This is a genomic window from Maritalea sp. (genome assembly GCF_047634455.1).
Taxonomy (GTDB): domain Bacteria; phylum Pseudomonadota; class Alphaproteobacteria; order Rhizobiales; family Devosiaceae; genus Maritalea.
In genome coordinates, this window is record NZ_JBLIAI010000043.1 from 1 (window position 1) to 24,211 (window position 24,211).

At 48.8% G+C, this 24,211-nt stretch carries 27 protein-coding genes and 1 tRNA gene; 6 read left to right on the plus strand and 22 right to left on the minus strand.

The window, feature by feature from the left end:
- The 13 genes from ACJAZW_RS11020 to ACJAZW_RS11080 form a co-directional block, all read right to left on the minus strand.
- On the minus strand, positions 1-596 hold a 596-nt coding region (locus tag ACJAZW_RS11020; protein ID WP_415158015.1), incomplete at its 3' end, for a tripartite tricarboxylate transporter permease.
- Between the two features lie 7 nt (positions 597-603).
- A complete protein-coding gene (locus ACJAZW_RS11025; RefSeq protein ID WP_415158017.1) occupies positions 604-1,062 on the minus strand; it encodes a tripartite tricarboxylate transporter TctB family protein in 459 nt (152 codons plus the stop codon).
- A gap of 117 nt (positions 1,063-1,179) precedes the next feature.
- On the minus strand, positions 1,180-2,154 hold the full coding sequence (locus tag ACJAZW_RS11030; protein WP_415158019.1) for a tripartite tricarboxylate transporter substrate binding protein: 975 nt from the start codon (positions 2,152-2,154) through the stop codon (positions 1,180-1,182).
- A 269-nt stretch (positions 2,155-2,423) separates the two neighbouring features.
- Positions 2,424-3,689, minus strand: a complete 1,266-nt coding sequence (locus tag ACJAZW_RS11035) for an FAD-dependent oxidoreductase (protein ID WP_415158021.1) — start codon at positions 3,687-3,689, stop codon at positions 2,424-2,426.
- 56 nt (positions 3,690-3,745) lie between these two features.
- Positions 3,746-4,843 (minus strand): M56 family metallopeptidase, encoded by a 1,098-nt coding sequence (locus ACJAZW_RS11040; protein WP_415158023.1) that lies wholly within the window; start codon positions 4,841-4,843, stop codon positions 3,746-3,748.
- Positions 4,836-5,231, minus strand: a complete 396-nt coding sequence (locus tag ACJAZW_RS11045) for a BlaI/MecI/CopY family transcriptional regulator (RefSeq protein ID WP_415158025.1) — start codon at positions 5,229-5,231, stop codon at positions 4,836-4,838. The genes ACJAZW_RS11040 and ACJAZW_RS11045 overlap by 8 nt, the downstream gene beginning before the upstream one ends.
- 89 nt (positions 5,232-5,320) lie before the next feature.
- Complete coding sequence (gene glpK / locus ACJAZW_RS11050) at positions 5,321-6,817, minus strand: glycerol kinase GlpK (RefSeq protein ID WP_415158027.1); 1,497 nt, start codon at positions 6,815-6,817, stop codon at positions 5,321-5,323.
- A gap of 10 nt (positions 6,818-6,827) precedes the next feature.
- Entirely contained in the window at positions 6,828-7,106 is a 279-nt protein-coding gene (locus tag ACJAZW_RS11055) for a DUF2160 domain-containing protein (RefSeq protein WP_415158029.1), read from the minus strand.
- Positions 7,106-7,903 (minus strand): carbohydrate ABC transporter permease, encoded by a 798-nt coding sequence (locus ACJAZW_RS11060; protein WP_415158031.1) that lies wholly within the window; start codon positions 7,901-7,903, stop codon positions 7,106-7,108. Before ACJAZW_RS11060 ends, ACJAZW_RS11055 begins: the two co-directional genes overlap by 1 nt.
- A gap of 10 nt (positions 7,904-7,913) precedes the next feature.
- A complete protein-coding gene (locus ACJAZW_RS11065; RefSeq protein WP_415158033.1) occupies positions 7,914-8,777 on the minus strand; it encodes a carbohydrate ABC transporter permease in 864 nt (287 codons plus the stop codon).
- A complete protein-coding gene (locus tag ACJAZW_RS11070) occupies positions 8,777-9,859 on the minus strand; it encodes an ABC transporter ATP-binding protein (protein WP_415158035.1) in 1,083 nt (360 codons plus the stop codon). Before ACJAZW_RS11070 ends, ACJAZW_RS11065 begins: the two co-directional genes overlap by 1 nt.
- A gap of 9 nt (positions 9,860-9,868) precedes the next feature.
- Positions 9,869-10,933 (minus strand): ABC transporter ATP-binding protein, encoded by a 1,065-nt coding sequence (locus tag ACJAZW_RS11075; protein ID WP_415158037.1) that lies wholly within the window; start codon positions 10,931-10,933, stop codon positions 9,869-9,871.
- 151 nt (positions 10,934-11,084) lie between these two features.
- On the minus strand, positions 11,085-12,818 hold the full coding sequence (locus tag ACJAZW_RS11080) for an ABC transporter substrate-binding protein (protein ID WP_415158039.1): 1,734 nt from the start codon (positions 12,816-12,818) through the stop codon (positions 11,085-11,087).
- Between the two features lie 213 nt (positions 12,819-13,031).
- Here ACJAZW_RS11080 and ACJAZW_RS11085 point away from each other — a divergent pair, with 213 nt between their 5' ends.
- The 3 genes from ACJAZW_RS11085 to ACJAZW_RS11095 are packed head-to-tail and all read left to right on the plus strand — an operon-like array spanning position 13,032 to position 15,515.
- Entirely contained in the window at positions 13,032-13,796 is a 765-nt protein-coding gene (locus ACJAZW_RS11085) for a DeoR/GlpR family DNA-binding transcription regulator (RefSeq protein WP_415158041.1), read from the plus strand.
- Position 13,797: 1 nt separating this feature from the next.
- Positions 13,798-15,381 (plus strand): glycerol-3-phosphate dehydrogenase, encoded by a 1,584-nt coding sequence (gene glpD, locus ACJAZW_RS11090; RefSeq protein ID WP_415158043.1) that lies wholly within the window; start codon positions 13,798-13,800, stop codon positions 15,379-15,381.
- 11 nt (positions 15,382-15,392) lie between these two features.
- A complete protein-coding gene (locus ACJAZW_RS11095; protein WP_415158045.1) occupies positions 15,393-15,515 on the plus strand; it encodes a hypothetical protein in 123 nt (40 codons plus the stop codon).
- Between the two features lie 15 nt (positions 15,516-15,530).
- On the opposite strand, the gene ACJAZW_RS11100 is transcribed toward ACJAZW_RS11095, so the two are convergent.
- Together ACJAZW_RS11100 and ACJAZW_RS11105 are read right to left on the minus strand one after the other, a co-directional pair.
- Positions 15,531-16,379: an AbiJ-NTD4 domain-containing protein gene (locus ACJAZW_RS11100; RefSeq protein WP_415158047.1), complete on the minus strand. Its 849-nt coding sequence runs from the start codon at positions 16,377-16,379 to the stop codon at positions 15,531-15,533.
- A gap of 94 nt (positions 16,380-16,473) precedes the next feature.
- Positions 16,474-16,550 (minus strand) — tRNA-Ile (locus ACJAZW_RS11105).
- A gap of 224 nt (positions 16,551-16,774) precedes the next feature.
- Here ACJAZW_RS11105 and ACJAZW_RS11110 point away from each other — a divergent pair.
- Together ACJAZW_RS11110 and ACJAZW_RS11115 are read left to right on the plus strand one after the other, a co-directional pair.
- Positions 16,775-17,101: an ArsR/SmtB family transcription factor gene (locus ACJAZW_RS11110; RefSeq protein ID WP_415158049.1), complete on the plus strand. Its 327-nt coding sequence runs from the start codon at positions 16,775-16,777 to the stop codon at positions 17,099-17,101.
- Between the two features lie 129 nt (positions 17,102-17,230).
- Positions 17,231-17,959: an SIMPL domain-containing protein gene (locus ACJAZW_RS11115; protein ID WP_415158051.1), complete on the plus strand. Its 729-nt coding sequence runs from the start codon at positions 17,231-17,233 to the stop codon at positions 17,957-17,959.
- A 38-nt stretch (positions 17,960-17,997) separates the two neighbouring features.
- On the opposite strand, the gene ACJAZW_RS11120 is transcribed toward ACJAZW_RS11115, so the two are convergent.
- From ACJAZW_RS11120 to ACJAZW_RS11135, 4 genes are all read right to left on the minus strand, one after another.
- The gene (locus tag ACJAZW_RS11120; RefSeq protein ID WP_415158053.1) at positions 17,998-18,822 is read right to left on the minus strand and encodes a sulfite exporter TauE/SafE family protein; all 825 of its coding nucleotides are present in this window, start codon (positions 18,820-18,822) and stop codon (positions 17,998-18,000) included.
- Entirely contained in the window at positions 18,822-19,274 is a 453-nt protein-coding gene (locus tag ACJAZW_RS11125; RefSeq protein WP_415158055.1) for an ankyrin repeat domain-containing protein, read from the minus strand. The genes ACJAZW_RS11120 and ACJAZW_RS11125 overlap by 1 nt, the downstream gene beginning before the upstream one ends.
- A gap of 119 nt (positions 19,275-19,393) precedes the next feature.
- On the minus strand, positions 19,394-20,008 hold the full coding sequence (locus ACJAZW_RS11130; protein ID WP_415158060.1) for a LysE family translocator: 615 nt from the start codon (positions 20,006-20,008) through the stop codon (positions 19,394-19,396).
- Between the two features lie 62 nt (positions 20,009-20,070).
- Positions 20,071-20,709: a helix-turn-helix transcriptional regulator gene (locus tag ACJAZW_RS11135; RefSeq protein ID WP_415158062.1), complete on the minus strand. Its 639-nt coding sequence runs from the start codon at positions 20,707-20,709 to the stop codon at positions 20,071-20,073.
- 461 nt (positions 20,710-21,170) lie between these two features.
- On the opposite strand from ACJAZW_RS11135, the gene ACJAZW_RS11140 reads away from it, so the two are divergent.
- On the plus strand, positions 21,171-22,571 hold the full coding sequence (locus tag ACJAZW_RS11140; protein WP_415158064.1) for an MFS transporter: 1,401 nt from the start codon (positions 21,171-21,173) through the stop codon (positions 22,569-22,571).
- Between the two features lie 57 nt (positions 22,572-22,628).
- On the opposite strand, the gene ACJAZW_RS11145 is transcribed toward ACJAZW_RS11140, so the two are convergent.
- The 3 genes from ACJAZW_RS11145 to ACJAZW_RS11155 all read right to left on the minus strand — a co-directional run bounded on the left by ACJAZW_RS11145 (position 22,629) and on the right by ACJAZW_RS11155 (position 24,134).
- Complete coding sequence (locus tag ACJAZW_RS11145; protein ID WP_415158066.1) at positions 22,629-22,916, minus strand: HlyU family transcriptional regulator; 288 nt, start codon at positions 22,914-22,916, stop codon at positions 22,629-22,631.
- A 63-nt stretch (positions 22,917-22,979) separates the two neighbouring features.
- A complete protein-coding gene (locus ACJAZW_RS11150; RefSeq protein ID WP_415158068.1) occupies positions 22,980-23,750 on the minus strand; it encodes a hypothetical protein in 771 nt (256 codons plus the stop codon).
- 63 nt (positions 23,751-23,813) lie between these two features.
- Entirely contained in the window at positions 23,814-24,134 is a 321-nt protein-coding gene (locus tag ACJAZW_RS11155) for a winged helix-turn-helix transcriptional regulator (protein ID WP_415158070.1), read from the minus strand.
- Positions 24,135-24,211: the final 77 nt, after the last annotated feature.

A 24,211-nucleotide genomic window follows, 5' to 3' on the forward strand; every position in this document is an offset into this window, starting at 1 on the left:
AAATCCATTCTCCCCAAGGTGAAGCGTTGAATACCTTGGGTCTGATCAGTACCAACAGTTGAGAGCATCAAACCGATTACAGTCATCAGCATTGCTTTAAGAACATTGCCTTGCCCGGCAAATGCGGCAACTGCTGTCAGGCCCAAAACCATCAATGCGAAATAGTCTGTTGAATGGAACGACAATGAAACACGCGCCAAAAAAGGCGCAGCGATAATCAACAAAATTGCGCCTATGACGCCGCCGGAAAACGATGAGTATGCAGCGATCGCCAGCGCTTTACCCGCCTTGCCTTGCTTTGCCATCGGATACCCGTCAAATGACGTTGCCACCGTACTGGCCACCCCGGGCGCATTGATCAAGATCGACGATGTCGACCCGCCAAAAATCGCACCATAATAAACCGCAGCCATCAAAATGATGCCTGCCGCCGGGTCCAGACTTGCTGCGACCGGGATCATGAGTGCGATCGCGGACATAGGGCCAAGACCCGGCAACATGCCAATGAATGTCCCCACAAGACATCCAATGACCACGAATAGTAAATTTCCAGGAGTAAGGGCTGTTGAGAGCCCGATCAAAATACCGTCAATCATCTCTCATTCACCCCTTTAAGAACCACGGAAGCGGTTCAATATACACGCCTAAACCCAATGTCATCAGCGCCCAGAACCCCACAGAGATTGGAACCGATGTTAAGAGCAGCAGCCAAAGTTTGCGTTCGCCCAAAATCCAATAGCCTGTACCCAACAGAATTGTAGATGCCAAAATGAAGCCAAAAGGTCGAATGGTTAGTCCGTAAAAGGACATCAGCACCAAAAAGGCGAGAACCGTGAACCAGTTTTTGCCAGCCAAATCCACAAATTCTCTAGGCGAAGGCAACAGGATTATCGCCAAGGAAAGCCCAATCCCCATTATTGAAAGTATCTCTGGCATAGTGCGCGCATGAAACGCGACATTTGCTTGGAACGGCAACAAAGGAATTTTCTGACTTAGGATTGCGTAGGTGACACAGAATGCTAACAGCAACGAGCCACCAATCCTTCTATTGGTAAAAAACACGGAAAGTCCTCCCAACCGTTCTTACAGGCAGCGCCCGACTTGCGGGCGTTTCACAGACGAAATTCGCCGCAAATATGATCGCAGCCCAATGGGCCGCGATCAGTTTAAACAATTGGCTTAAAGGAAACCAAGCTCACGCATTAGGTTGCCAATTTCTTCTTCTTGGCCTTCCAAGAATTTCACGAAATCAGCGTCCGCGTTGAAGATTTCAACCCAACCATTACGGTCCCGAACGGTTGCCCACTCGTCTGTGCTGTACATTTTTTCAAGAGCTGAGATGTACTGAGCTTTTTTCTCGTCAGACATACCAGGTGCGCCAAAGAAACCACGCCAGTTCACAAACTCTGTGCCAGGTGATCCTGCTTCTGCGCAAGTTGGTGTGTCAGGTGCTGTTGGCAAACGCTCTGGAGAAGTCACACAAAGAATGTTGACCTCACCTTGTCGCGCCAATTCAGCTGCTTCACCAAAGCCAGTTGTCAGTGCCGCAATCTCGCCAGACAACAATCCAGCCATCGCTTTTCCGCCAGCATCATATGGAATGTATTTCACATCCATTGGGTTTGCGCCGGCATTTTTCATGACCAACGCGGCAATCAAGTGATCCATGCCACCAGCAACTGAACCGCCACCAATCGCAATGCTCTTGGGATCATTCGCGTATGCGGCCAAGAGGCCTTGCATGGTTTCAATTGAGCTATCTTTGTGAACAACCATCGCACCATAATCACCAACGGTGCCAGCAATTGGGGTCAAGTCACGAAATGACTGGGGGAACACCCCTTGCAACGACCGGATCACGATTGGCGTTGAGTTGACCATTAAAGTGTCTTGGTCTTTTGTTTCAATTATGTGGGCAATTGCTAGCCCGCCGCCGCCGCCAGACATATTCTCATATGTTGCGCCACCAACCAGACCGGATTTGGTCAAAGCTTCGCCAGTGCCGCGCGCTGTGCCATCCCAGCCGCCACCAGCACCACCTGGAATAAGAAATTTAATGTCATCAACAACCTTATGGCCGTCTGCTACCGCAACACCTGCTGCGCTGAGCAAAAGTGTGGTCGCTGCAATTGCAGCTGTAATTTTCTTGAACATTTCTGTCCTCCCAAAAAGACTTACGAACCTCAGTTTCGGTTCAGTCTCCATGGCACCACGCAAAACTGACACCAACCTGTCATGGGAAAATTTTGGATAAAACTACAACTAATTCAAACAGTTAATCTATAGTTTTATACTCCACTCACTTCATTTTCCTCCCGCAGCTCATGTTTCTCATGGGATCAACAAAGCAAAAATTCGCATGACGCTGTGCGCTTCTTCTGTCAGCGTAAGCTCATTTGGCCAGTGTATTTTGTTTGATTTGTCTACGACGAAATTGCTGTAAATTTTCTTGGCTCCACGCTAAACTTTGCGCAAATCTTTTCGGCCAGCGTTACCGCAGTGCCTGCTGCCAATGTCCAGCCCAATGTCCCGTGGCCACAATTTACAAATGCATTTGATAGCTTTGTTGCCCCAACAATTGGTTGCGAGTTTGGGGCCACAGGCCGATGACCGATCCAAGGCTCACCTTCACCCTCTATCAAGGCAGCGCCCGGAAACCGCTCAATCAATATGGTGCGAAGCTGGTCTATTCTCGTGTCAGATGCACGTTCATTTGTTTCGCCGAAATCCGCAAATCCTGCAATTCGCAGCCTGCCGCCCAGCGGACAAATGACGGCCTTTGCTTTGGCGTCGGTGATGCTAATTTGGGGTGCATTTGGTCCTAGGGGATAAGTCAGACTGTAACCCGCAACAGATGCGATCGGCAGTGCAACGCCCAGTTGCTTCGCCAGTTTTGGTGCCCAATGGCCCATTGCAAAAACATAGCCGTCCGCGACGATTTCACCTTGTTCAGTTCTCAGGGATTTAACGGCACCGTCTTTTGTTTCGATTGAGGTTACTGTGTGAGAATGTAAAAACCTGTTGCGCGGCGATGCGGCGAGTATTTGCATCAAAGCGCCTTCTGCAAACAGCTGCGGATCGCCAACTTCTTCATCTGGTGAATATAGCGCACCAACCATATCCCCACCAAAATTCGCCAACAAAGGCTCAACGGCCATTGCCTCCTTTGGCGTCAAAATGGATTGGCGAACACCCATTTCTTTTTTAAGCGCCATAAGTTGCGCCATACCATTGATGGTTTTTTGATCCGGGAAGATCTGTAGTTTGCCGTTAATCTGATGATCAAACTGAAAGCCGTACCGTGTCCGCCACGTCTCCATTTGCATTTTGGATATCCGCGACATCTTCAAGCTCGATTTGGTATTCGCCAAAAACCGGCTTTGCGAACCCTCCCGCAAGAATGACAACAGCCAAGACAAATTATGATAGTTCGGTTTAAGACAAAACCGAACACCCCGCTCTTGCCCAGCAAGGATGCGGCCCGCCATCGAGATCAATCCCGGCGCAGCCATGGCATCCACATAGGCATAACTAAGCTGGGCGCCGTTCATTTTGCTTGTCGCTTGCGCCACGTCGCAATTGCGATCCACCAACACAATGTTGAAGCCGTTTTCAACCAAAGCCAAAGCAGTTGTCACGCCGACAATTCCAGCACCAACCACAGCTATTGTTGGAGTTACTTTTGGCAAAGTCTCAAATCCGATGCATTCATCATGGAAGGCACTTCACAAAGCGACATCATTCGCTATTTGGTAGAGCTGTTCAGACTTTCCAGATGTTCAAGATTAGCAATCGTCGAAAGCATGATCCGATCATAGCTCCACTCGCTAGGTTGCTGTAAAACCAACAAAACAAGCATCGCCGCTCCAATAATTGGCACGAGAATGCCTATCCCGCCAAAACGAATGCTTCGGTGTGCACTTGGCAATTCAAGTGCATAAAGAATGCGATATTCTAAACTTGATTGCCCGCGACGTGCCAAATGGCGTTTTGGTTCCACAAACGGCACAGCCAATACATTGTTGGTCAGTCCTCTTTGCGTCATGGATTTAGCAACACTCAACAACGTTTCACAATAGCGGCGTTTATTGAAAGTCGGCCGCGACAACAAGGCAGCATCACACAATAGTTCACGAAGCACATTCAGGCGTTTCCGGAACAAGCCAAAAGCGGGGTTCCAGAACATGAGTGGATGAACAAAACTCCACAAATATTCCCAGGTCACATCTCCGTGCCGAATATGTTGCATTTCATGAGCAATCGAAATGCGTATTTTCCAAGCATCGCCAATCATCCCTACAGGCACAACAACATAGAACTTGTTCAGCCCACGGGTTGTAAACGGAACATCCACACGATCCGACGCAACAATTCTTACGCGTCCCATTTGTTTAAGCGAAAAGCTGTGGCTTAAAACCTTGTGTAGGGTCAGCGCATTGATAGCCAAGCGTGCGACAAAAAAGCCAAACGCCGATATCGCAAGCCCAAAGCCAAGCATTGTAAACCAGCTGTCGCGATTAATAATTGACTCGATTGCGGCACTTTTTGCCCCAAGGATCGATTGAAACTGCTTAGCGCTCATTTCGACACCGCCACCCAAATACCAAGACACCAGTAAATCGGTAATATTTGCGTATGCTGGCAAAATCCCTGCGCCAACGCGCACAAGAATTGGCCCTAAAACGGCCAACCCCATAAAGGCAATAATGAGATTTTGTTCTGCCTGAAAAGAGAACCTGTAACCAACCCGAGCCAGGCCAAATCGAACAATTGACCACACGGCAAATGTTGCGAACAGCGCTATGTTGACATCGATATAATAGTTCACCAACGGACTAATCATTGCTCTTCTCTAGCTTATTGTCGAGCATTGTGCGGATTTGTTCGATCATAGCGTCCGTCAACATTTCATCGTCCACAAGTCGCGCCACCAATGCGCCAGGCGCACCATCAAACAATGACTTTGACATTTGTCGAATTGAACGGCCTTGATATTCATTTTTGCTCAAGACAGGCGAATACACCAATGCACGATCTTTTTTGTCGCTAGACACAAATCCCTTTTGCTCGAGAATGCGCATAACGGTTGCACCAGATGTATAGGCGCGATCAATTTCCGCATCCATATTGGCCATGATTTCACGTACGGTGCCTAAACCGATGGTCCATAAACCACTCATGAATTCAAGTTCAACGCTTGTCAAAAAATCTGGATCGTGTTTCCGGGCCATCTGTCGCTTTTCAGTTGTGTTTTGAGCTGTAGCTAAAAACTTAGTACATTATCGCAGCGCATTGCAAGCAACTTGCGCAAGAGGAACAATTACCCTTTAAAAAGCAATCGTTTAACCGCCAGTTGCCAGCCCGCATACTTTTCATCCGCAACCAATTTCTCGACATTTGGTTGAAACTGATGATCAAGCGACCATTGCTTGGCAAACACGTCTGGCGCGCCACAAAGCCCCACGGCCAACCCGGCCAGATATGCTGCGCCAAGCGCAGTTGTTTCTGTAACGACCGGTCGATCAACCGGCGCTTGCAATTGGTTAGATAGAGCCTGCATTGCATGAGCGCTATTGGCCATCCCGCCGTCGATCCGCAGCACAGTTTGACCCGCAGCTCCCCAGTCTTCGTTCATCGCTTCAATCAAATCGCGTGTTTGAAAACCAACACTTTCAAGCGCTGCCTTTGCAATTTCTTCGGGGCCAGTATTGCGGGTTAATCCAAAGATTGCCCCCCGACATTCCGCGTCCCAATAAGGCGCACCAAGACCTGTAAATGCTGGCACAAAATAAACACTCTCAGTGTCATCCGCCGCTTCTGCCAAAGGACCTGTTTCTTCTGCACTTCGGATCATTTTCAACCCATCGCGCAGCCATTGCACCACGGCACCGGCGACGAAAATCGAACCTTCCAACGCGTAGGTCGGCTTGCCATCCAATTGATAAGCGATTGTAGTCAAAAGTCGATTGTTGGAAAAAACCGGCTCATCGCCAGTGTTGAGCAACACAAAACATCCCGTCCCATAAGTTGACTTCACCATACCCGGCTTAAAGCATGCTTGGCCAACGGTCGCGGCTTGTTGGTCACCAGCAACACCACGAATGGGAATGCCCACGCCGCCAAAAAGATCACTACGGGTAATTCCAAAATCGTCCGAGCAATTCTCAACCTCAGGCATCATGCTTGCCGGAATGCCAAACAACTCAAGCAAATCTTTGTCCCAACACCCATCATTGATGTTGTACAGCATGGTCCGGGCGGCATTCGTTGCGTCAGTTGCGTGAACTGCACCACCCGTCAAGCGCCAAATCAGATAGCTATCCACGGTGCCAAACAGCAATTCACCATTCTGCGCGCGTGCGCGTACACCTTCAACATTCTCCAAAATCCAATGCACCTTGGTCGCTGAAAAATAAGGATCCAACAACAGCCCAGTTTTCTGACGAACCGCATCTTCATGTCCGGCATCACGCAAAGTCAGGCAATATTGCGAAGTTCGCCGATCTTGCCAAACAATTGCGTTGTAAACAGATTTGCCGGTTTTCTTGTCCCAAACAATCGTCGTTTCGCGTTGGTTGGTAACGCCAATCGCCGCGATGTCGCGCGGCGAAAGGTTTTGCTTTTCTATGGCTTGGTGGCACATGCCCACCGTCGTCGACCATATCTCTTCGGGGTCATGTTCGACCCAACCGGACTGTGGGAAGATTTGGCGAAATTCTTCTTGCCCCGTTGCTAGAGGATTTAACTTGTCGTCAAAAATGATCGCCCGACTTGAAGTGGTGCCCTGATCAATCGCCAGAATATAGTTCGCTGTCATTTAGATATGCTCACGCTTTCCAAAAACAAAAAGTGCCCCAGCATATCGCTAAACCCAACGGTATCCATAGAGGTGTGCCAAATATTCCCAACCAAGCGAGAAAAATATACACACTACCCAAAAGCGTCAGGAATAAACGGTCACCGCGCGTGGTCACCAGACCCAGCGCCCCTTTGCGTTCATCCCCGCCCGGGTGCCGGATTTCTATAACCGTAAGAACACCCATCGCAGAAAAAATGCCAATAAACACAAGTGCCGTTGGCCAGGTCCATGCCATCCAACTCAGCATTATACCCTCCCCATCGCGAAACCCTTCGCGATATAGTTGCGGACGAAATAAATCACGATTGCGCCCGGGATAATCGTCAATGTGCCCGCTGCCGCCAACAGTCCAAGTTCATAACCCGCGTTTGATGCGGTTTTAGTCATGGTTGCCGCAATTGGTTTAGCAGCAACTGCCGTCAGCGTTTTTCCGAGCAACAATTCCACCCAAGAAAACATGAAACTAAAGAATGCCGCCACTCCGACACCCGACTTAATAGACGGGATAAATATGGTCATGAAGAAGCGCGGGAAAGAATAACCGTCAACATATGCCGTTTCGTCCAACTCCTTGGGTATACCACCCATAAAACCTTCCAAAATCCAGACAGCTAGCGGCACATTAAAGAGCGTGTGTGCAAGTGCCACGGCAAGGTGTGTGTCGAACAAACCAACAGACGAATAAAGCTGAAAGAATGGCAGCGCGAACACCGCAGCAGGGGCCATCCGGTTGGTCAGCAACCAGAAGAACAATTGCTTGTCGCCCAAAAACCGATAACGCGAAAACGCGTAGGCGGCAGGCAACGCCACAACTATTGAGATTATGGTATTCAATGTCACGTAAATGATAGAATTGACGTAGCCCATATACCAAGTTGGGTCGGTGAAAATCACCGCATAATTTTCCCAAGTAAAGGTCTCTGGAAACAATGAGAAACCGGACAAAATCTCGTTGGTCGTTTTAAAGCTCATTGCGACCAGCCAATAAATGGGCAGCAACAAAAATAGAATATATCCGATGGTCACAAGTGATCGTTTTTGCATCGTTTCGCTCCTATCGCGCATCGTCTTTGGTCATCAGCGTGAAGAACAGCCAACTAACCAGCAAGGTGATTGCGAAGTAAATAAGGGACATTGCAGCCGCAGGGCCCAGGTCGAACTGGCCCAGCGCGATTTTTACCAAGTCAATGGACAGCAGTGTTGTTGAATTTCCCGGCCCACCACCTGTCAAAACAAACGGCTCGGTGTAGATGTTAAAACTGTCGATGAAGCGCAACAGCACAGCAATCGTCAAAACGTTTTTCATCTTGGGCAGTTGAATGAAGCGGAACACCGCAAAATTGCTTGCCCCGTCAATTTTCGCTGCTTGATAGTAAGCCTCAGGAATAGATACCAAACCCGCATAACTTAGAAGCACAACAAGTGATGTCCAGTGCCACACATCCATAATGATAATCGTGATCCAAGCCGCGAGTATGTTTTGCGTCATGTCGTAAGGAATGCCAACGACGTGGTTGAGAAAATATCCCATTAAACCAATATCTGGCAGTGTGAAGATATTCCACATCGCACCCACAACGTTCCATGGAATGAGCATAGGAAGTGCCATCGTTACAAGGCAAACTGATACCCAAAAGCCCTTGCGCGGCATCGACATAGCGATTGCGACACCAAGCGGTATTTCAATCAACAAAATTAGACCGGTGAACATGAACTGACGACCAAGCGCACCATAAAACCGCTCCGACCGCATCAGGTTTTGAAACCAATCGAGCCCCTGCCAAAAAAACAAGTTATTGCCGAACGTCTCCTGAACCGAATAATTCACCACAGTCATAATGGGAATAAGCGCGTTAAAGGCGACCAAAAACAACACAGGCAGGACAAAGAACCAAGCTTTTTGATTTTCGGTTTTCATTATGCTGCTCCCCGCGCATTGGTTGCCAACCAATCATCGGCATAAAGCCGGGTTTGTTCGGTTTTAAAGTCTAGGAATACTTCATCGCCTTGGTTCGGCACTTCGCCCTTCACGATGGCAGCAATCTTTTGCTCACCCACCATTGCTTCAACCACACTGTGTCGACCCACATCAGAGACTTTTCGCACATGACCCTTTAACCCCTCTTTGGCAAGCGTCACATATTCTGGCCGCACACCAATTTCGGTTTTGCCACCAGTGCCTTTAACGATTTTGCCTTCAAGTTCCACATGTTGGCCGTTGAAAAACGCGCCACCATCGTTGACTTCACACGGCAGGACATTCATGCCCGGCGAGCCGATGAAATGACCAACAAAAGTGTGTGTTGGTCGCTCAAACAACTCAACAGGCGTGCCAATTTGCACAACTTCACCGTCCTGCATCACCACAACCTGATCGGCAAAAGTAAGTGCCTCAGTTTGGTCGTGTGTCACATAAATCATCGTCGCCCGGATGCGCTGGTGGAGTTCTTTCAACTTCGAACGGAGCTTCCATTTCAGATGCGGATCGATCACTGTGAGCGGTTCATCGAACATGACAACATTCACATCTTCCCGCACGAGACCGCGGCCCATGGAAAGCTTTTGCTTGTTATCTGGCGAAAGACCCGCCGCACCTTGAGAAAGCATATCGGCAACCTCAAGCATTTCCGCGACTTGCTTCACACGCACATCAACATCACGTTCTGCCATGCCGCGATTGCGCAAAGGAAATGCCAAATTGTCGTAAACACTCATCGTGTCGTAGATCACCGGAAACTGAAATACTTGTGCGATATTGCGCTGATCCGGCGGCAAATGCGTGACGTCTTTATCATCAAACAATATCCGTCCTTCTGAGGGTATGCGCAGACCCGAGATAATATTGAGCAACGTGGATTTGCCGCAGCCCGACGGACCCAGTAACGCATATGCACCACCGTCATTCCAATCCAAATCAATCTGCTTCAAGGCATAATCCTGTGGCCCTTGGGGCTCAGGAAAATAGCTATGTCGCAATTGAGACAGGGTAATCTTCGCCATAATTGTCTCCTATCCGACCAGCGTGCCATCAGGTGCAAAAACAAAGCACTTTGATGGGTCCATAAAGAATTGGTGGTCTTCACCAACATGATAAGGGTGCACACCGCGCGCTAACGAAACCCAGTTGGCCATTTCTGCTTTAAAGTGTGCGCTTGACTCAGATCCGCTCAATTCGGTCACCAAAATATGCCCGGTAATCGGCACGCTGGCTTGTTCTGTTTTGAACGGTAAAACGTGATTGGCGCGCACAGCGATTTTGTAGGTGCCATCGCTAAGATCAGCAGCTTTGCCAGCCAATTTCCATGAGATATTGAACCCCATTTTTGCTTCACTGCCGCGCTTTTCAATCTGTGCAACATTAATCGGCGGATCAGAGAAAATCTCAGCGGCCAACAGAGTGTGCGGGTTGCGATAAATATCTGCGGTTGTGCCAAACTGTGCCACGGAGCCATTGTCCATCAAAGCGGTTTTACCACCGAGCAGCAGCGCTTCTTCAGGTTCCGATGTGGCATAAACCACCACCGCGCCGCGGCCTGCAAACAGCTCGGGCAATTGATCACGCAGCTCTTCGCGAAGTTTGTAATCAAGGTTAGCGAGCGGTTCATCCAAGAACACAGCCTTGCTTTCTTTCGCAATCGCTCGCGCTAAGGCACAGCGCTGTTGCTGTCCACCAGACAATTCATGTGGGCGGCGATTTAGCATGGGTTTTAGCTGCAATATTTCAGCGGCCTCTGCCACACGGTCTTCCAATTCAGATTTTGCCATGCCTGCAACCCGTAAGGGTGAGGCGATATTGTCAAATACCGTCATGTGCGCATAATTGACGAAAAACTGATGCACCAACGAAATTTTGCGCTTTTGCGTGTTCTGCGCGGTTACATCCTCGCCATCCATCAGGATTTGCCCACTTGCTACCGGGTCTAGTCCTGCCATCAGCTTGATCAGCGAAGTTTTGCCGGCGCCTGTTTCACCCAGCAGCACGTTAAAATGGCCGGTTTCAAGCACAAGATTTGTTGGCTTGATATGAAGGTCGGCCCTGACCCGCTTGGAGATATTTATAAGTTCGAGTGCCATTGCACACCTACTCTATTTTTGCCGCACAATCAGCTCGGACCGCGGCCTGCAACCCTATTTGAACAAGGGTTGGGAAAACTGTCGAAGAAAGCTGGAGCCCTTGGGCTCCAGCAGACAAGGTCAGAGAGAAGTTCTGACGGGAGTTCGTTTGTTACGAATTCCAGCGCGCTACGAGTTCGTCATAGTTGACGGTTTGACCCTGAGGTTTCTCGTTGTCCAGTTTTGGTTTTGCACCACCGTTGGCAAACCACCACTCAGCGTCACGCTCTTCATTCAAACGTGGGCCACAGCCACCATAGACGCCAGCAGCTTCGTCAACTGCTTGCATACGGGCCATTGTAATGTCCATTTCTTCGGCCAAACGGTTCATCGCTTCCTGTGGTGTAAAGGCACCAGAGTTCACGTCACCAATTTGCTGCCACCAGATTTGAGCAAGCTTTGGATAATCCGGCACGTTGATACCAGTTGGAGACCAAGCGACCCGATCAGGTGAGCGATAGAACTCGACCAAACCACCAAGTTTTGGTGCGCGTTCTGTAAACGAAGCATGGTTAACTGAACTATCGCGAATGAAAGTCAAACCAACGTGTGATTTTTTCACGTCAACAGTTTTTGACACAACAAACTGAGCATAGAGCCAAGCTGCCTTTGCACGATCAAGTGGTGTGGACTTTAGGATTGTCCATGAACCCACGTCTTGATAGCCAACTTTTTGACCTTCTTCCCAATATGGACCGTGTGGGCTAGGTGCCATACGCCATAGTGGATTGCCGTTTTCGTCAACAGTGTTGTTGCCTTCAGATCTAGGCTTCACCATGTCGGCTGTAAAGGCTGTGTACCAGAAGATTTGTTGAGCAACGTTACCAATGCTCAATGCAGGCAACGATTGGTAGAAATCAAATGCTGCAGCTCCTGGAGGCGCATAAGCACGCAACCATTCGTCCCATTTACGGATTGCATAAACAGCAGCGGGGCCGTTCGCAGCACCACCACGTGTTACAGACGCACCAACAGGATTACAGGTACCCGCTTCCATGCGAATGCCCCATTCATCAATCGGTATACCGTTTGGCTCACCTTTTGAACCAGCACCGGCCATTGAAAGCCAAGCATCGGTCATCCGCCAACCAAGATCAGGCGCGCGCTTGCCGTAGTCCATATGACCAAAGACAGTTGTCCCGTCGATATCAACAACCTTAGTGGTAAAGAACTCAGCAATGTCTTCGTAGGCTGACCAGTTCACCGGCACGCCCAGCTCATAGCCATATTCTTTCATGAAGGCCGATTTAATGTCTTCACGATCGAACCAGTCTTTGCGGAACCAGTAAAGGTTCGCAAATTGCTGGTCTGGCAATTGATAAAGATCGCCGTCCGGGCCAGTGGTAAACTGAGTACCCATAAAGTCATCAAGATCAAGCGTTGGGTTGGTAACGTCAGCGCCCTCGCCTGCCATGAACTTTGAAAGATTGTAGGCGAGCTGCAATCGTGAGTGCGTGCCAATCAAGTCACTATCATTCACATACGCATCATAAAGATTACGCCCGGTTTGCATTTGCGTTTGAACCGCTTGCACCACTTCGCCTTCACCCAAAATCTGGTGATTAACTTTGATGCCCGTGATCTCAAAGAACGCCTTGGTTAATACTTCAGATTCGTATGAGTGGGTTGGAATGCCTTCAGACAGCACATTGATTTCCAAACCATCATAAGGTTTGGCCGCATCAATAAACCATTGCATTTCATCCATTTGTTCTGATTTTGACAAAACGGACGGCTGAAATTCAGCGTCGATCCATTTTTTCGCTTCCTCAGCACCCGCAAATGCTGATCCTGTACCTGCTAGAACGGCCGCGACCGCTACTGCGCAGAGAAGTTGCTTCTTCATCTTGTCCTCCCATTAAACTTAAGCCAGATATCTCTAGCTGTCACAATATTCATTCGAACAACTAAATTTGTCAAACTATTTTTTTAGTAGAACCTATTTCCCTGTTTATACTGACTATTTTCCATACAACATTAACAACAATGTTCATATTGTAGATTTACATGTTCGTTTGAACATACTAAGTTGCCATCTGCTATTGCAAGGAGAAACTGCATGCAACAGCCAGAGCGGCTCGAGAAGATCATCGCAATGCTCAATGAGGTGGGCCAGGTTGACGTCATTTCGTTGGCAGAATCTTTTGTCGTGACCGAGCAGACTGTTCGGCGTGACCTTGCAACTCTGTGCCAACGTGGACTTGCCACCCGCATGCACGGCGGCGCACGCCGCCTCGCCTCAACCGCCTCACTTAGCTACGAGGCCAGACGCATGAACAATATTGCCGCCAAAAGCGCAATTGGCAAAATTGCGGCCCAGCTCATTCCAAATGGCAGTTCCCTTATTCTCAACATTGGCACCACCACAGAACAGGTCGCAAGCGCTCTCACCAGCCACAAGAACCTGAGAATCATCACCAACAACATCAATATCGTGAGCATTATGCAAGCCGCACAATTGAGCTCCCTCGTCCAAGTCGGCGGCATGGTCCGACAAAGCGACGGCGCAGTTGTGGGCGAAGAAGCGGTCGAGTTCATCTCGCGCTACAAGGCAGATTACGCCGTCATTGGTGCATCTTCAATCGACGATGATGGGTCAATTCTTGATTTTGATTCGCGCGAGGTTGCCGTGGCGCGCGCCATTCTCAAAAATGCGCGTACCCGCATTCTGGTCGCAGACCAATCCAAATTCGAAATCAACGCCCCTGTCCGTATCGCTTCAATCGACGAACTGGATTTTGTTGTGATGGACAAACAACCTTCCCCCGCTTTTGCCAAAGCCGCCGCGGATGCAGGCACTCAAATTCTAGTTTCAGGATCATAATATGAAAAAGCCGCAAAACGACAAAACATACGACCTGTTCATCATTGGCGGCGGCATTAATGGCTGTGGTATTGCGCGTGACGCAACGGGTCGTGGCCTATCAGTAGCGCTTGCGGAAATGAACGATCTTGCATCGGCCACTTCTTCTGCTTCGACCAAACTGTTTCATGGCGGGTTGCGCTATCTTGAATATTTCGAGTTTCGCCTAGTGCGCGAAGCGCTAATTGAACGCGAAAACTTGCTCGTTGCCATGCCACACATTTCATGGCCCATGCGTTTTGTTTTGCCCTATCACCAAGATATGCGTTTTGAGAGCGACACACCCACATCTAAACTTTTGACCTTGTTTATGCCATGGATGAAGGGTCAGCGACCAGCGTGGCTCATTCGCCTTGGCTTGTTTATGTACGACAACTTGGGTGGCCGAAAAATCTTACCCGGCACCAAAACATTGGACCTAAAAACTGCCCGAGAGGGCAAGCCGATCATCAACAAATTCGAACGCGCATATGAATACTCAGATTGTTGGGTTGAAGATTCGCGGCTTGTTGTCCTTAATGCCCGGGATGCGCAGAAACGCGGCGCGAAAATTATGACGCGCACCAAAGTCACCGACGCTGTGTCAAAAGACGGCATTTGGACTGTCACGACACAAAACCAGATCACAGGTGAACAGCAGGTTTTCAAAGCAAAACTGCTCGTCAATGCTGGCGGACCATGGGTCGAGAACATCATTCGCAATGTTGCGCACATTAGCACCAACGAGGGTATTCGCCTCGTGCGCGGCAGCCACATCGTCACCAAAAAACTGTTTGATCATGACAAGGCGTATTTCTTCCAAGGCGAAGATGGCCGCATCATATTCGCTATTCCGTATGAACAAGATTTCACCCTGATCGGCACAACCGATCAAGATCACAAAGACGTTGACACAAAGCCTGAATGCACGCCTGAAGAGCAAGAATATCTCTGCAAATTCGCATCGCAATATTTCGAAAAACCAATCACCCGCGAAGACATCGTCTGGACATATTCTGGCGTCCGCCCGCTCTATGATGATCACGCCTCCTCAAGTACCGCCGCCACGCGCGAATATGTTCTCAAGCTCAATGAAACAGGCGAAGCGCCCGCCCTCAACATCTTTGGCGGCAAAATCACCACCTACCGACGGCTGGCCGAAGCCGCCATCGCAAAATTCGAGCATTTCTTCCCAGAGATGACCAGCAAATGGACCAAACGTGTGCCCCTTCCCGGCGGGGATTTTGCACATGACCAATTCGATCAGCTCGTTCAAGAGTTGCAAAACATAGTCCCGTTCATCGGGCCAAAAACAGCCCGCCGCCTCGTTCGCGCCTATGGAACTGACGCGCAAATTATCGTTAAAGGCGTTGCGAGCGAAAAGGATATGGGCACGCACTTCGGCCACGGCATATATGCACGAGAGCTTGATTGGACCATCGCCCATGAATGGGTAATGACAGCTGAGGACTATTTGTGGCGACGCACGAAAATGGGATTACGGGTGAGCAATGAGCAAACAAGTGAAATCGGCGCATATATTGCCAAAGCAATTACTGCTCAATAGATACACACTTGATGCAAAGAGGCGTTGATAAGTGGGAAGCTGCTGGCTTCTTACGTATGTCAATTAAAATGCTAGATCGTGTCTACGGCCACCATCACCCGTCTTACATGCGGGCAGCAGCGGCGGCATTGTAGAGTTACACAATAGGGTTAGCCGTCGACGTTTTTAGCAATCAGATAGGATACAAAAGAAGCGCATGCACCCAGCATAAACAATGCATCTGCTTCATCTACCTGCACAGAATCAGGAAATACAATGGCGTGACGAGCTGCGGTGTTTTCGTCGTTTGTGTAGCTGTATAGTTTCTCGAACGCAGCTTTCAATTTTTCATTGATTACTTTGCGCTTTCCAATCTTTTTTAGAGCCGAGCCCAATGTACCTTTTTCGTCTTCGGAAATGTTCTTCGCGACCGATTCCACGGCATGAATACTCTCACGAACGCTGGAGCGCCAATCCTTTTCAGTTAGCATCTTCCCAGATGAGACAAGATGCTCCCGCGCACCGGCAAATCCATTTTCCTCGGCATCACCGACCGCGCGCAAGAAGGCATCCGCTTGCTCGGCGGTGCCTATCGCTACGACTTGCAAATCAATTATACGGTAAGCCAACCCGGCTTCAAGAAAAGCATTGATTAAATCAACCTGAAGCGTCGACGTGATCGCCCGATGTCCAACAAAAAACTCAATCAGATCAAACAGTCGGTTGTACTCATATGTACGGGTGCATAATTCTAGCTGCTTCTTTAGATTGTCGACACTGCTGTCAAAAGTTCCAATCGACTTGCGATAGAACTTGACGTGTAAATCCTTTGCAATGTCAACCCATCTGCCGAGAGAAGACCCACCCGGACCCCAAACTATGCCGCGTTTGATCTCTTCTTGGAGGGCGTAGTCAACCAGCAAACGGAAATGTTTCGAAATCTCGTAAAGGCGCAATTGGTCAGGCGCGACCACAAGGCCATTCCGCTCCGAAAAACTCTGCTTTCGTTTCTCACGCACAACATATCCAATCGTTTTATTGGTTTATTTATTGGTTGTGTCCGAACACCGCAGGTCGACGAAATAATAAACCATTGATATTATTTAAATAAAATGGTGGGCCCGGTAGGACTCGAACCTACGACCAGACCGTTATGAGCGGTCGGCTCTAACCAACTGAGCTACAGGCCCAACCCGACGATGCTAATAGCAAGCATCTTACAATTTTAAAAGCCCAATTTACGCTATTGATCACATTAAAACATTTGAATACCATAGAGCATGGCCGCGTAAAATTTATGAGGGCCAAATACTACCAAGCATGAAGGACGGGCTAGAACTGTTACGGCCTGTTTCTTTGCAATTGGAAATCTATTTTATTGACGGCGTTTTTTTGCCGCGAAAGTGATTTTATTATGTCTTTAGATTCAAATGAAACCATTACCACCCCCACATTTTCTTCCGATTTATACTATTCGGCTGGGGAAGCATCATCCATGCTCAAAGCGATCGCCCACGAAGGACGCCTAATGATTCTGTGTCGCCTTTCTGAAAAGGAAGCGTCAGTCTCAGAACTTGAAGACCTGTTGGACGCCCGCCAAGCCGCTGTTTCTCAGCAATTGGCCAGACTTAGGCAAGAAGGGCTTGTACAAACACGACGCGACGGCAAAGCCATCTACTATTCGCTTGCCGACGACAGGGTGCGCAACATTATCAGCGCGGTGCACGGAACTTTTAGTTAGCGGCAAGCAAACAGACTAAAGTTACATCGATGTTGGTATTTCCGGCTGGGCTGGAATTCGTCTTCCGCCCCAATCGGGCCGCAATGCCATGCCATCAAATCTGTTCGACATTTGTACACGGAGATCAAAATGTTAAAGCGTATTTTGCCACTTTATGCTGTCATGGCGATTGCCTACAGCGCGATGCCTGCAGCCGCTCAGGACAGCACTCAGATGGCAACCATCAACATCAGTGCAACCGGTGCGGCAACCGCTGCGCCGGATATGGCCATCGTGACTTCTGGCGTCGTCAGCGAAGGCAAAACCGCACGTGAAGCGCTGTCTGCGAACAACGAAGCAATGGCTGCCCTAATTGACGTGCTCAAAATGGCGGGCATTGCGCCAAAGCACATCCAAACATCCGGTTTTTCAATTCAACCGAACTATGTGAATTCAGACAGGCGCGACCAAAACGGCTATGTTTTACCGCCAAAAATCGACGGTTACCGCGTGGCCAACATGGTAACTGTTAGCGTGGTTGAACTGGATAATTTGGGCACGGTTCTTGACCAAGCCGTGACTGTGGGTGCCAACTCTATCAATGGTGTGAGTTTTTCTGTCTCTGACCCAAGTAAACTGTTGGACCAAGCACGCAAAGAGGCCATAGCTGAAGCCATTAAAAACGCCACCATTTACGCAGAAGCGGCAAACATTTCTCTGGGTCGCATCGTGAATATCTCTGAGAATAACAGTTTTGGTGGCCAACAATATAAAGCAATGGCGCGTACGGAAATGGCAATGTCAGATGCGGTGCCAATTCAAGCCGGTGAAATCGATTATTCCATTTCGGTCAACGTCATTTGGGAAATCAGCCAGTAGAAAATTCGTGCGGGCGGCCAACTTTGCCGCCCCACGCACTATCCAACCAATGCCTGGATAATCATCCGTGTGCCAACGATGAGCAGATAAACGGCCAAAACACGCTTGAGCAACATAGCTGACAATTTGTGCGCAATAAACGCGCCCACCGGCGCAAACATGATTGCCCCAAGGGCGAGCGCCGCCATTGCTGGCAATGACACATAGCCAACAGAATAGGCAGGCAAGCCTGCCACTGCCCAACCTGAAATGACAAAGCCAATTGCTGCAGGAAACGCTATAAACACGCCCAGCGCCGAACTGGTGCCCACAGCGGTATGCACCGTTGTGCCGAGTACCGTCATTGTGGGCACGCTCAGCGATCCGCCACCAATCCCCATCAAGGAAGAAACATAGCCAATAAACGCCGCGCTAGAACGGTGAGTGATTGGTGATGCTGACAATCCAGCCATCAATTTCTTTTGCAACGGTACAACTGAATTGATGGCGATGAAGAATGCCATAACGCCAAAAATTATGCGCAGAACGAAAGCTGAATAATATCCAGCGCTAACCCCGCCGATGAATGAGGCGACCACCATCGCCGGTGCCCAAAGCACCAGCAAATCTTTGGAAACAGCGCCGCGTTTGGCGTGCGAACGCGCGCTCGTTAGCCCCGTTGGCACAATTACAGCCAACGAAGTTGCCACAGCCATATGCATGATAATTTCGGTGGGCAAACCCATAAGTTGAAAAACTGTGGCCATTACCGGCACCATGACGATACCGCCGCCAACGCCCAACAATCCAGCCATCAATCCTCCGGCAACACCCGCACCCAACAGCCATAGCGCCATGGGCACCAAGTCTACCAACTGATCCATTATCTACTCATTGCTTCTCGTAAATCTCTTACCACTTGTTGTCGCGAACTTTCAGGCGCACTGCAAGTTGCTTCTAGCGCAGTTCGGCCCTTATTGTTCTTTAAATATGGATTAGCTCCACGATCAATCAGCGTCTGAACCAAATCTGTGCTGCACCAACCCGCTGCATTATGAAGCGCAGTTCGGCCAACTGAATTTGTCGAATTTGGGTCCGCTCCAGCGTTCAAAAGCAGGGTCAGAACATCAAGCCCACCTTTTGGCCCTGCAGCGACGTAAACAAGCGGATCACCAACGCCATTGACCATATTTGGGTCAGCGCCTTTTTCAAGTTCAATCGAGAGTTTTAAGGCGTCATTGTCCCTGACAATCTGGAAAATTTCAGGCTCAACGCCCATCCGTTGCACACAACTAGAGAGCAACATAACAAAGGATAAAAGCAAAATTAATCGCATGGCAACACCTTCCACCGACTTGCACTTCAAACCAAATAGGGCTCGCCTTTTTCAGCCCGACAGCTTGATCCTAGCATATCACGACCATCAAATCGTAAACTTAGGGCCGCTCAGTAAAGTTATTGCTCTGAAACGGCCAGTTTAGCGGCCAACAAACCAAAGCTAACCGCCACTGTTCTTCGGAACCAGCGCATAAAAGTTGGCGAATTCGTCAGTAAATTCCGGACTGAAAACGCCAAGACAGCAAACATTGCAAACACCAAAAATGTCAGCGCCATAAAGATGCCGCCAAGCGCGAGCATTTCAACAGTGCCGTTTGCAGCCTGAACGTCCACAAATTGTGGCAAAAAGGCCATGAAAAACAGTGAGAGCTTGGGGTTAAGCGAGTTGATTGCAATACCAGAGCCGATCACCTTGGCAATCGAAGGAACACTTTTTGGTTTTTCATCTAATTGTATTGGACCAGCCGATCTCAACGTTTGAAACGCCAAATACAAAAGATAAGCAACGCCCGCATATTTTACGAATTGAAAGGCAACCGCACTTGTGTGCATGAGCACGGCAAGGCCAAAAATCGCAGCTAACAAATGCGGCACGATCCCCATTGTGCTCGCAAACGCAGCAACAAGCCCTGTCCGCCAACCACCAGCTATCGCCATAGCTACAGCATAAACCATGCCCGTTCCCGGAATTAGGATAACAACCATACAGGTCAAAAAATACTCAAATGTCATCAACATCGTCCCTCAATGATCGAAAATCAGAATGCTAACGGGATTGTCAGACAAGATACAGTCTAAGATGCTTTTTCAACAATTCGGTATGTGCAACGACGCGCGCCAGAGACAATGTGGCTCTCTCGCCTGACGTCAGCACCCTCGCCCAAAACCTCCTGGAACAATTTGAGCTCAGACTTACAAAACCCTTGGCAAGTGGTCGCCGCAATGCAAATTGGGCAATGGTTTTCGTGCAGCAGATAGCCGCCTTCGACAAGCTCGACTTCTGCCATATAGCCTTCCGCTTCACGGATCTTTGCTAACGACTTCACCTTAACACCCAAGTCAGCCGCGTTCGCAATCTTCATCTTGTATAACTCAAGGGACCGCTGTTCGCGTTTAGAAATCAGTTGGGCCAATCCATCGTCACCAAATGTTTCTAAAACCGACTTGATCATTTCAACCGTAAGGTCGGCGTGCCGATCCGGAAAACGCTGACTGCCCTTGTCTGTCAGCTGCCAATATTTCTTTGGCCGACCAACACTTTCGCGCCTGTCGTCACTTATTACCAAACCAAGTTGCGCAAGCTTTTCCATATGTTGGCGCACCGCAACCGACGTGGTGCCAACAAGCTCACCCAACGCAACCGCGGTCTGTGGTCCGCGTGTTTTGATGAGAAACAAAAGCCGCTCAATGGTCTTTTCGTCGGACATTTTCATTCAAACGATCCTTGGTTATTGCCGCAACATAATAAAAAAAGGTTTGACTTGTCAAATAATCCAACATATCTGAAATAAAGAAATGATTTACTTGTTTTATTATCGAGGTGCATCATGCAAATCAACGCAATATTCAACACTCTCCCTAGTGCATTATTGCCCATTGACCCAATGGTGCACCTCAACTTTCGAAATGGTCGTAAATTTGTTCGCACGACCGATCAGCATCTCGCCATCTGTACGAGTTGTGGGCGTATAAAGTCTATTCATGAGGTTTACGCTGAACTGGCAAAGTGAATAGGGTAGAAATTGTTACTGTCGGCACGGCAATTGCCCTGCAATGTCCATGCAATGCCAATAAAGTTCGCATTACAGAGCTAAATACTTCTAATTCGAAACCAAGCAAAAGGTACATATCCATTTCAAGCTCAAAGCTCTCAGCTCAACCAAATCATGCCATAGTGCTCGAAAAAGCAGGCTTGTTTTCTGCTGTGGTGCTCCCCCTCACCCTGATGAACATCCTGGTCGTTCTATCGCACGCGGTGAACGGATACATCACCTCTGTTATCGCGCCCTCAATTGTTCTCGATTTGGGTGGTCGTGAATATATGTTTTGGTTGTTTGCGTTGTTTCAAATTGGCTCCATCTGCGCAGGTGTCTTAGCGGGCAATTTTAAGCTGAGGTTCGGCGCGCGTCCTCTATTTATCTCCGCCAGCTTGTTGCTTGCCGTCGGCTCATTGATCGGCGGGCTGGCAAATTCCCTGTTTGTTGTCATTCTCGCCAGAGGATTACAAGGCGTTGCAGAAGGCATGCTCATTTCACTGGTTTACGTGGTGTTGGCTGATCATCTACCCAGCCGACTGCTCCCTCGAATGATGGCATTAAGCTCAACACTTTGGGCAGTAGCCGCCGCCGCCACACCTGCGTTCGCGGGTTCACTCACCGAATTCGTTTCGTGGCGTGTGGCATTCCTATTCAATTTGCCGCTCGTCATAACGCTTATTTTGCTGGCCATTAAGTTTCTACCCAGTGCCAAAACTGAGAAGAGCGACAAGCCATTCCCCATAAAACGCCTACTGCTGTTAATGACATCACTTTTGATCATTGGCTTTGCGGGCCAAATGGAAAACAAGCTATTGCTTGCACTCATCATCTTGACGTCCTCTGGGCTATTGCTCCTCTTCGGCTTACTCGATCACAGCGCAACTGAGCGCTTTATGCCGCCTGATTTGTTTTCAACCAAAACAAATATGGGCCGGTCTTTCATCGCACTCGCGCTTTTTGCGGTGGGCTCCAGTGCCAACAATATCTATATGGTCGCTATGCTTCAGTCTGCTTGGAATATGTCGCCATTGACCGCCGGGTACACGGTTGCTCTCATCGCGTTTTCGTGGACGTGCATGGCCTGGATCGCCAACCGAATTCAAGACCCGAAAAAGAAGATTACTTCCATTCGCCTTGGCAATGTTTCAATCATTACAGGATTTTCACTGATTGCAGCAGGACTGTACTTCTTCCAACTGCCACTCATAGCCGCCGGACTATTGGCTGTTGGGGCGGGTTATGGCGCTTCTAGCCCCCTGATCAGACAGATCATTATTACTCAAGCGCCGCGCGAGCATAAATCCATCGCTTCTGGCGCTATGTCGCCCGTTCAATTTACAGGCGCGGTGGTTGGCGCCGCACTTGCAGGTTTCGGTGCACTTACATTTGGATTGTTCGAGGGAGCGAATGCTGACAGCGTCTTCACCGTTCACGCAGCAAGCAAATCAGGCGCAATTCTCATCGCCACCTTTGTCATTTTCCCAATTGGTGCGCTGATAGCGGTCCTTGGCCTGACGGCCGAGCGAAAACTGAGATAACTATTTCAATGGAATTCTTAGCGTTTTACGGCAAAAATCAAAACCTATCGATCTGCTTTAAACGAAAAGATTATCGCCCTGCTCTTTGATAATCTGTTTGGCTTTATCAATGGCCGCAGAACTGGCCTGTTCTGGGCTGGACAATCGGTCCGCGCGAATAAACGTCGCGGATTTCATTTCGCCATCAATCTCTTTCTCGATAATGCCGGAAAGCTGATATTCGGAACCAACTTTCATTTCTGTAGCTTTAATCAAATATCCAAGATGAAGTTCTTCACCCAGAAATTTAGGCCCAGTCTGCGCAGCATCGCTACCCATTCCAAAGAGTTTTTTCAAAAACGACATATTCTTCCTTCTCTTTGAAACCATAATCCGAGCACAAAAACGCCCCGAAATCTTATCATGATTTTAAAATAGCAGATTCACCGCCAAAGCTCCAACAATGGTCACAACCATTCCAATCATCACACCAAAAAACAAAAACCGGTGTTCGCGCACTCTTCGTCGCGCCCGAAAGGCGTTGGGTTTGTCCGTCCATCGTTCAAGCCAAACATCATAATCCTTTGGCGTATCAAAATCTTCGGTAAAATCATCAATATGAACAAAGCTGAGATTGGGTTGTTCGGGCATCATGTTTGTTTGCAGAAGCCTTTTATAAAGTTGCCAGCCCACAGGCTTTCGCTCATTGGAGCCAAATGTCGCCAGGACACCTTCAAGAAAGCCGTGCTGTTGTGGACCAAAACCAATGGCGAAAATCTCACCATGGTCACAACCGGTAAAACTACTTTCGCGGTTTCTGCCAATAAACCGAACAAAGTTTTGCGGATCGTGAACCATCTCTTGCAACGCACAATCCGAAAAGTACACATCGGCATATAGCAGCAATGTTGGGCCTTCGCTATTCCAATGCTGGCGGCTCGACATAAGCTTGTCGGAATCTAAACCCGTTGGCCAAGGTTGAATATGCTTCACGTCACAGCTGGCAGAAACGTCATGATCGTGGGCAACCAGCAATTCAATGTCCGTGAGCCCATTTTCACGTAAGCGCGAAACCGTGTTTTCCAGCAAAGGCACGCCATCAACCGGCACCATGTATTTTTGCACACCCAAATAATGCTGCCAACGCGTTCCGCGACCTGCACCAAGCAATAGAACCTTGGCGCGTTGAACCTGAACCAATTATTTCACCACAAGAAATATTACCACTAAACGCAAATGCTTACAGAAATGCAGGCGAAAATTCTACCCCTCGCCCAACGTGGCACCAAACTCGGCCATCGCCGCAATAATATTTTCCGCCTTGCGGCCAATATTAGACAATTCATACTCAGTCTTGGGCGGAACCGTTGGATATATCGTTTTAACAATTAGTCCAGCCCCTTCCAGCTTTGCAAGCCGTTGCGCCAGCATGCGCGGACTAATCCCAACAAGCGATCTTTGCAGTTCTGAATAGCGCTTTTTGCCAGGTAATAAATCGCGGATGATCAAGGTCGTCCACTTGCCGCCCAACACGTCGTTTGCACGCGCAACCGGACAAAATTCATTGCAATTACTCATTGTCATTTTTAGGCCCAATCAAAAAAGTTGCACTATACTTTTGGTAACTACTTCCTTTTGTATAGTGACTTGTTTAGGTTCTC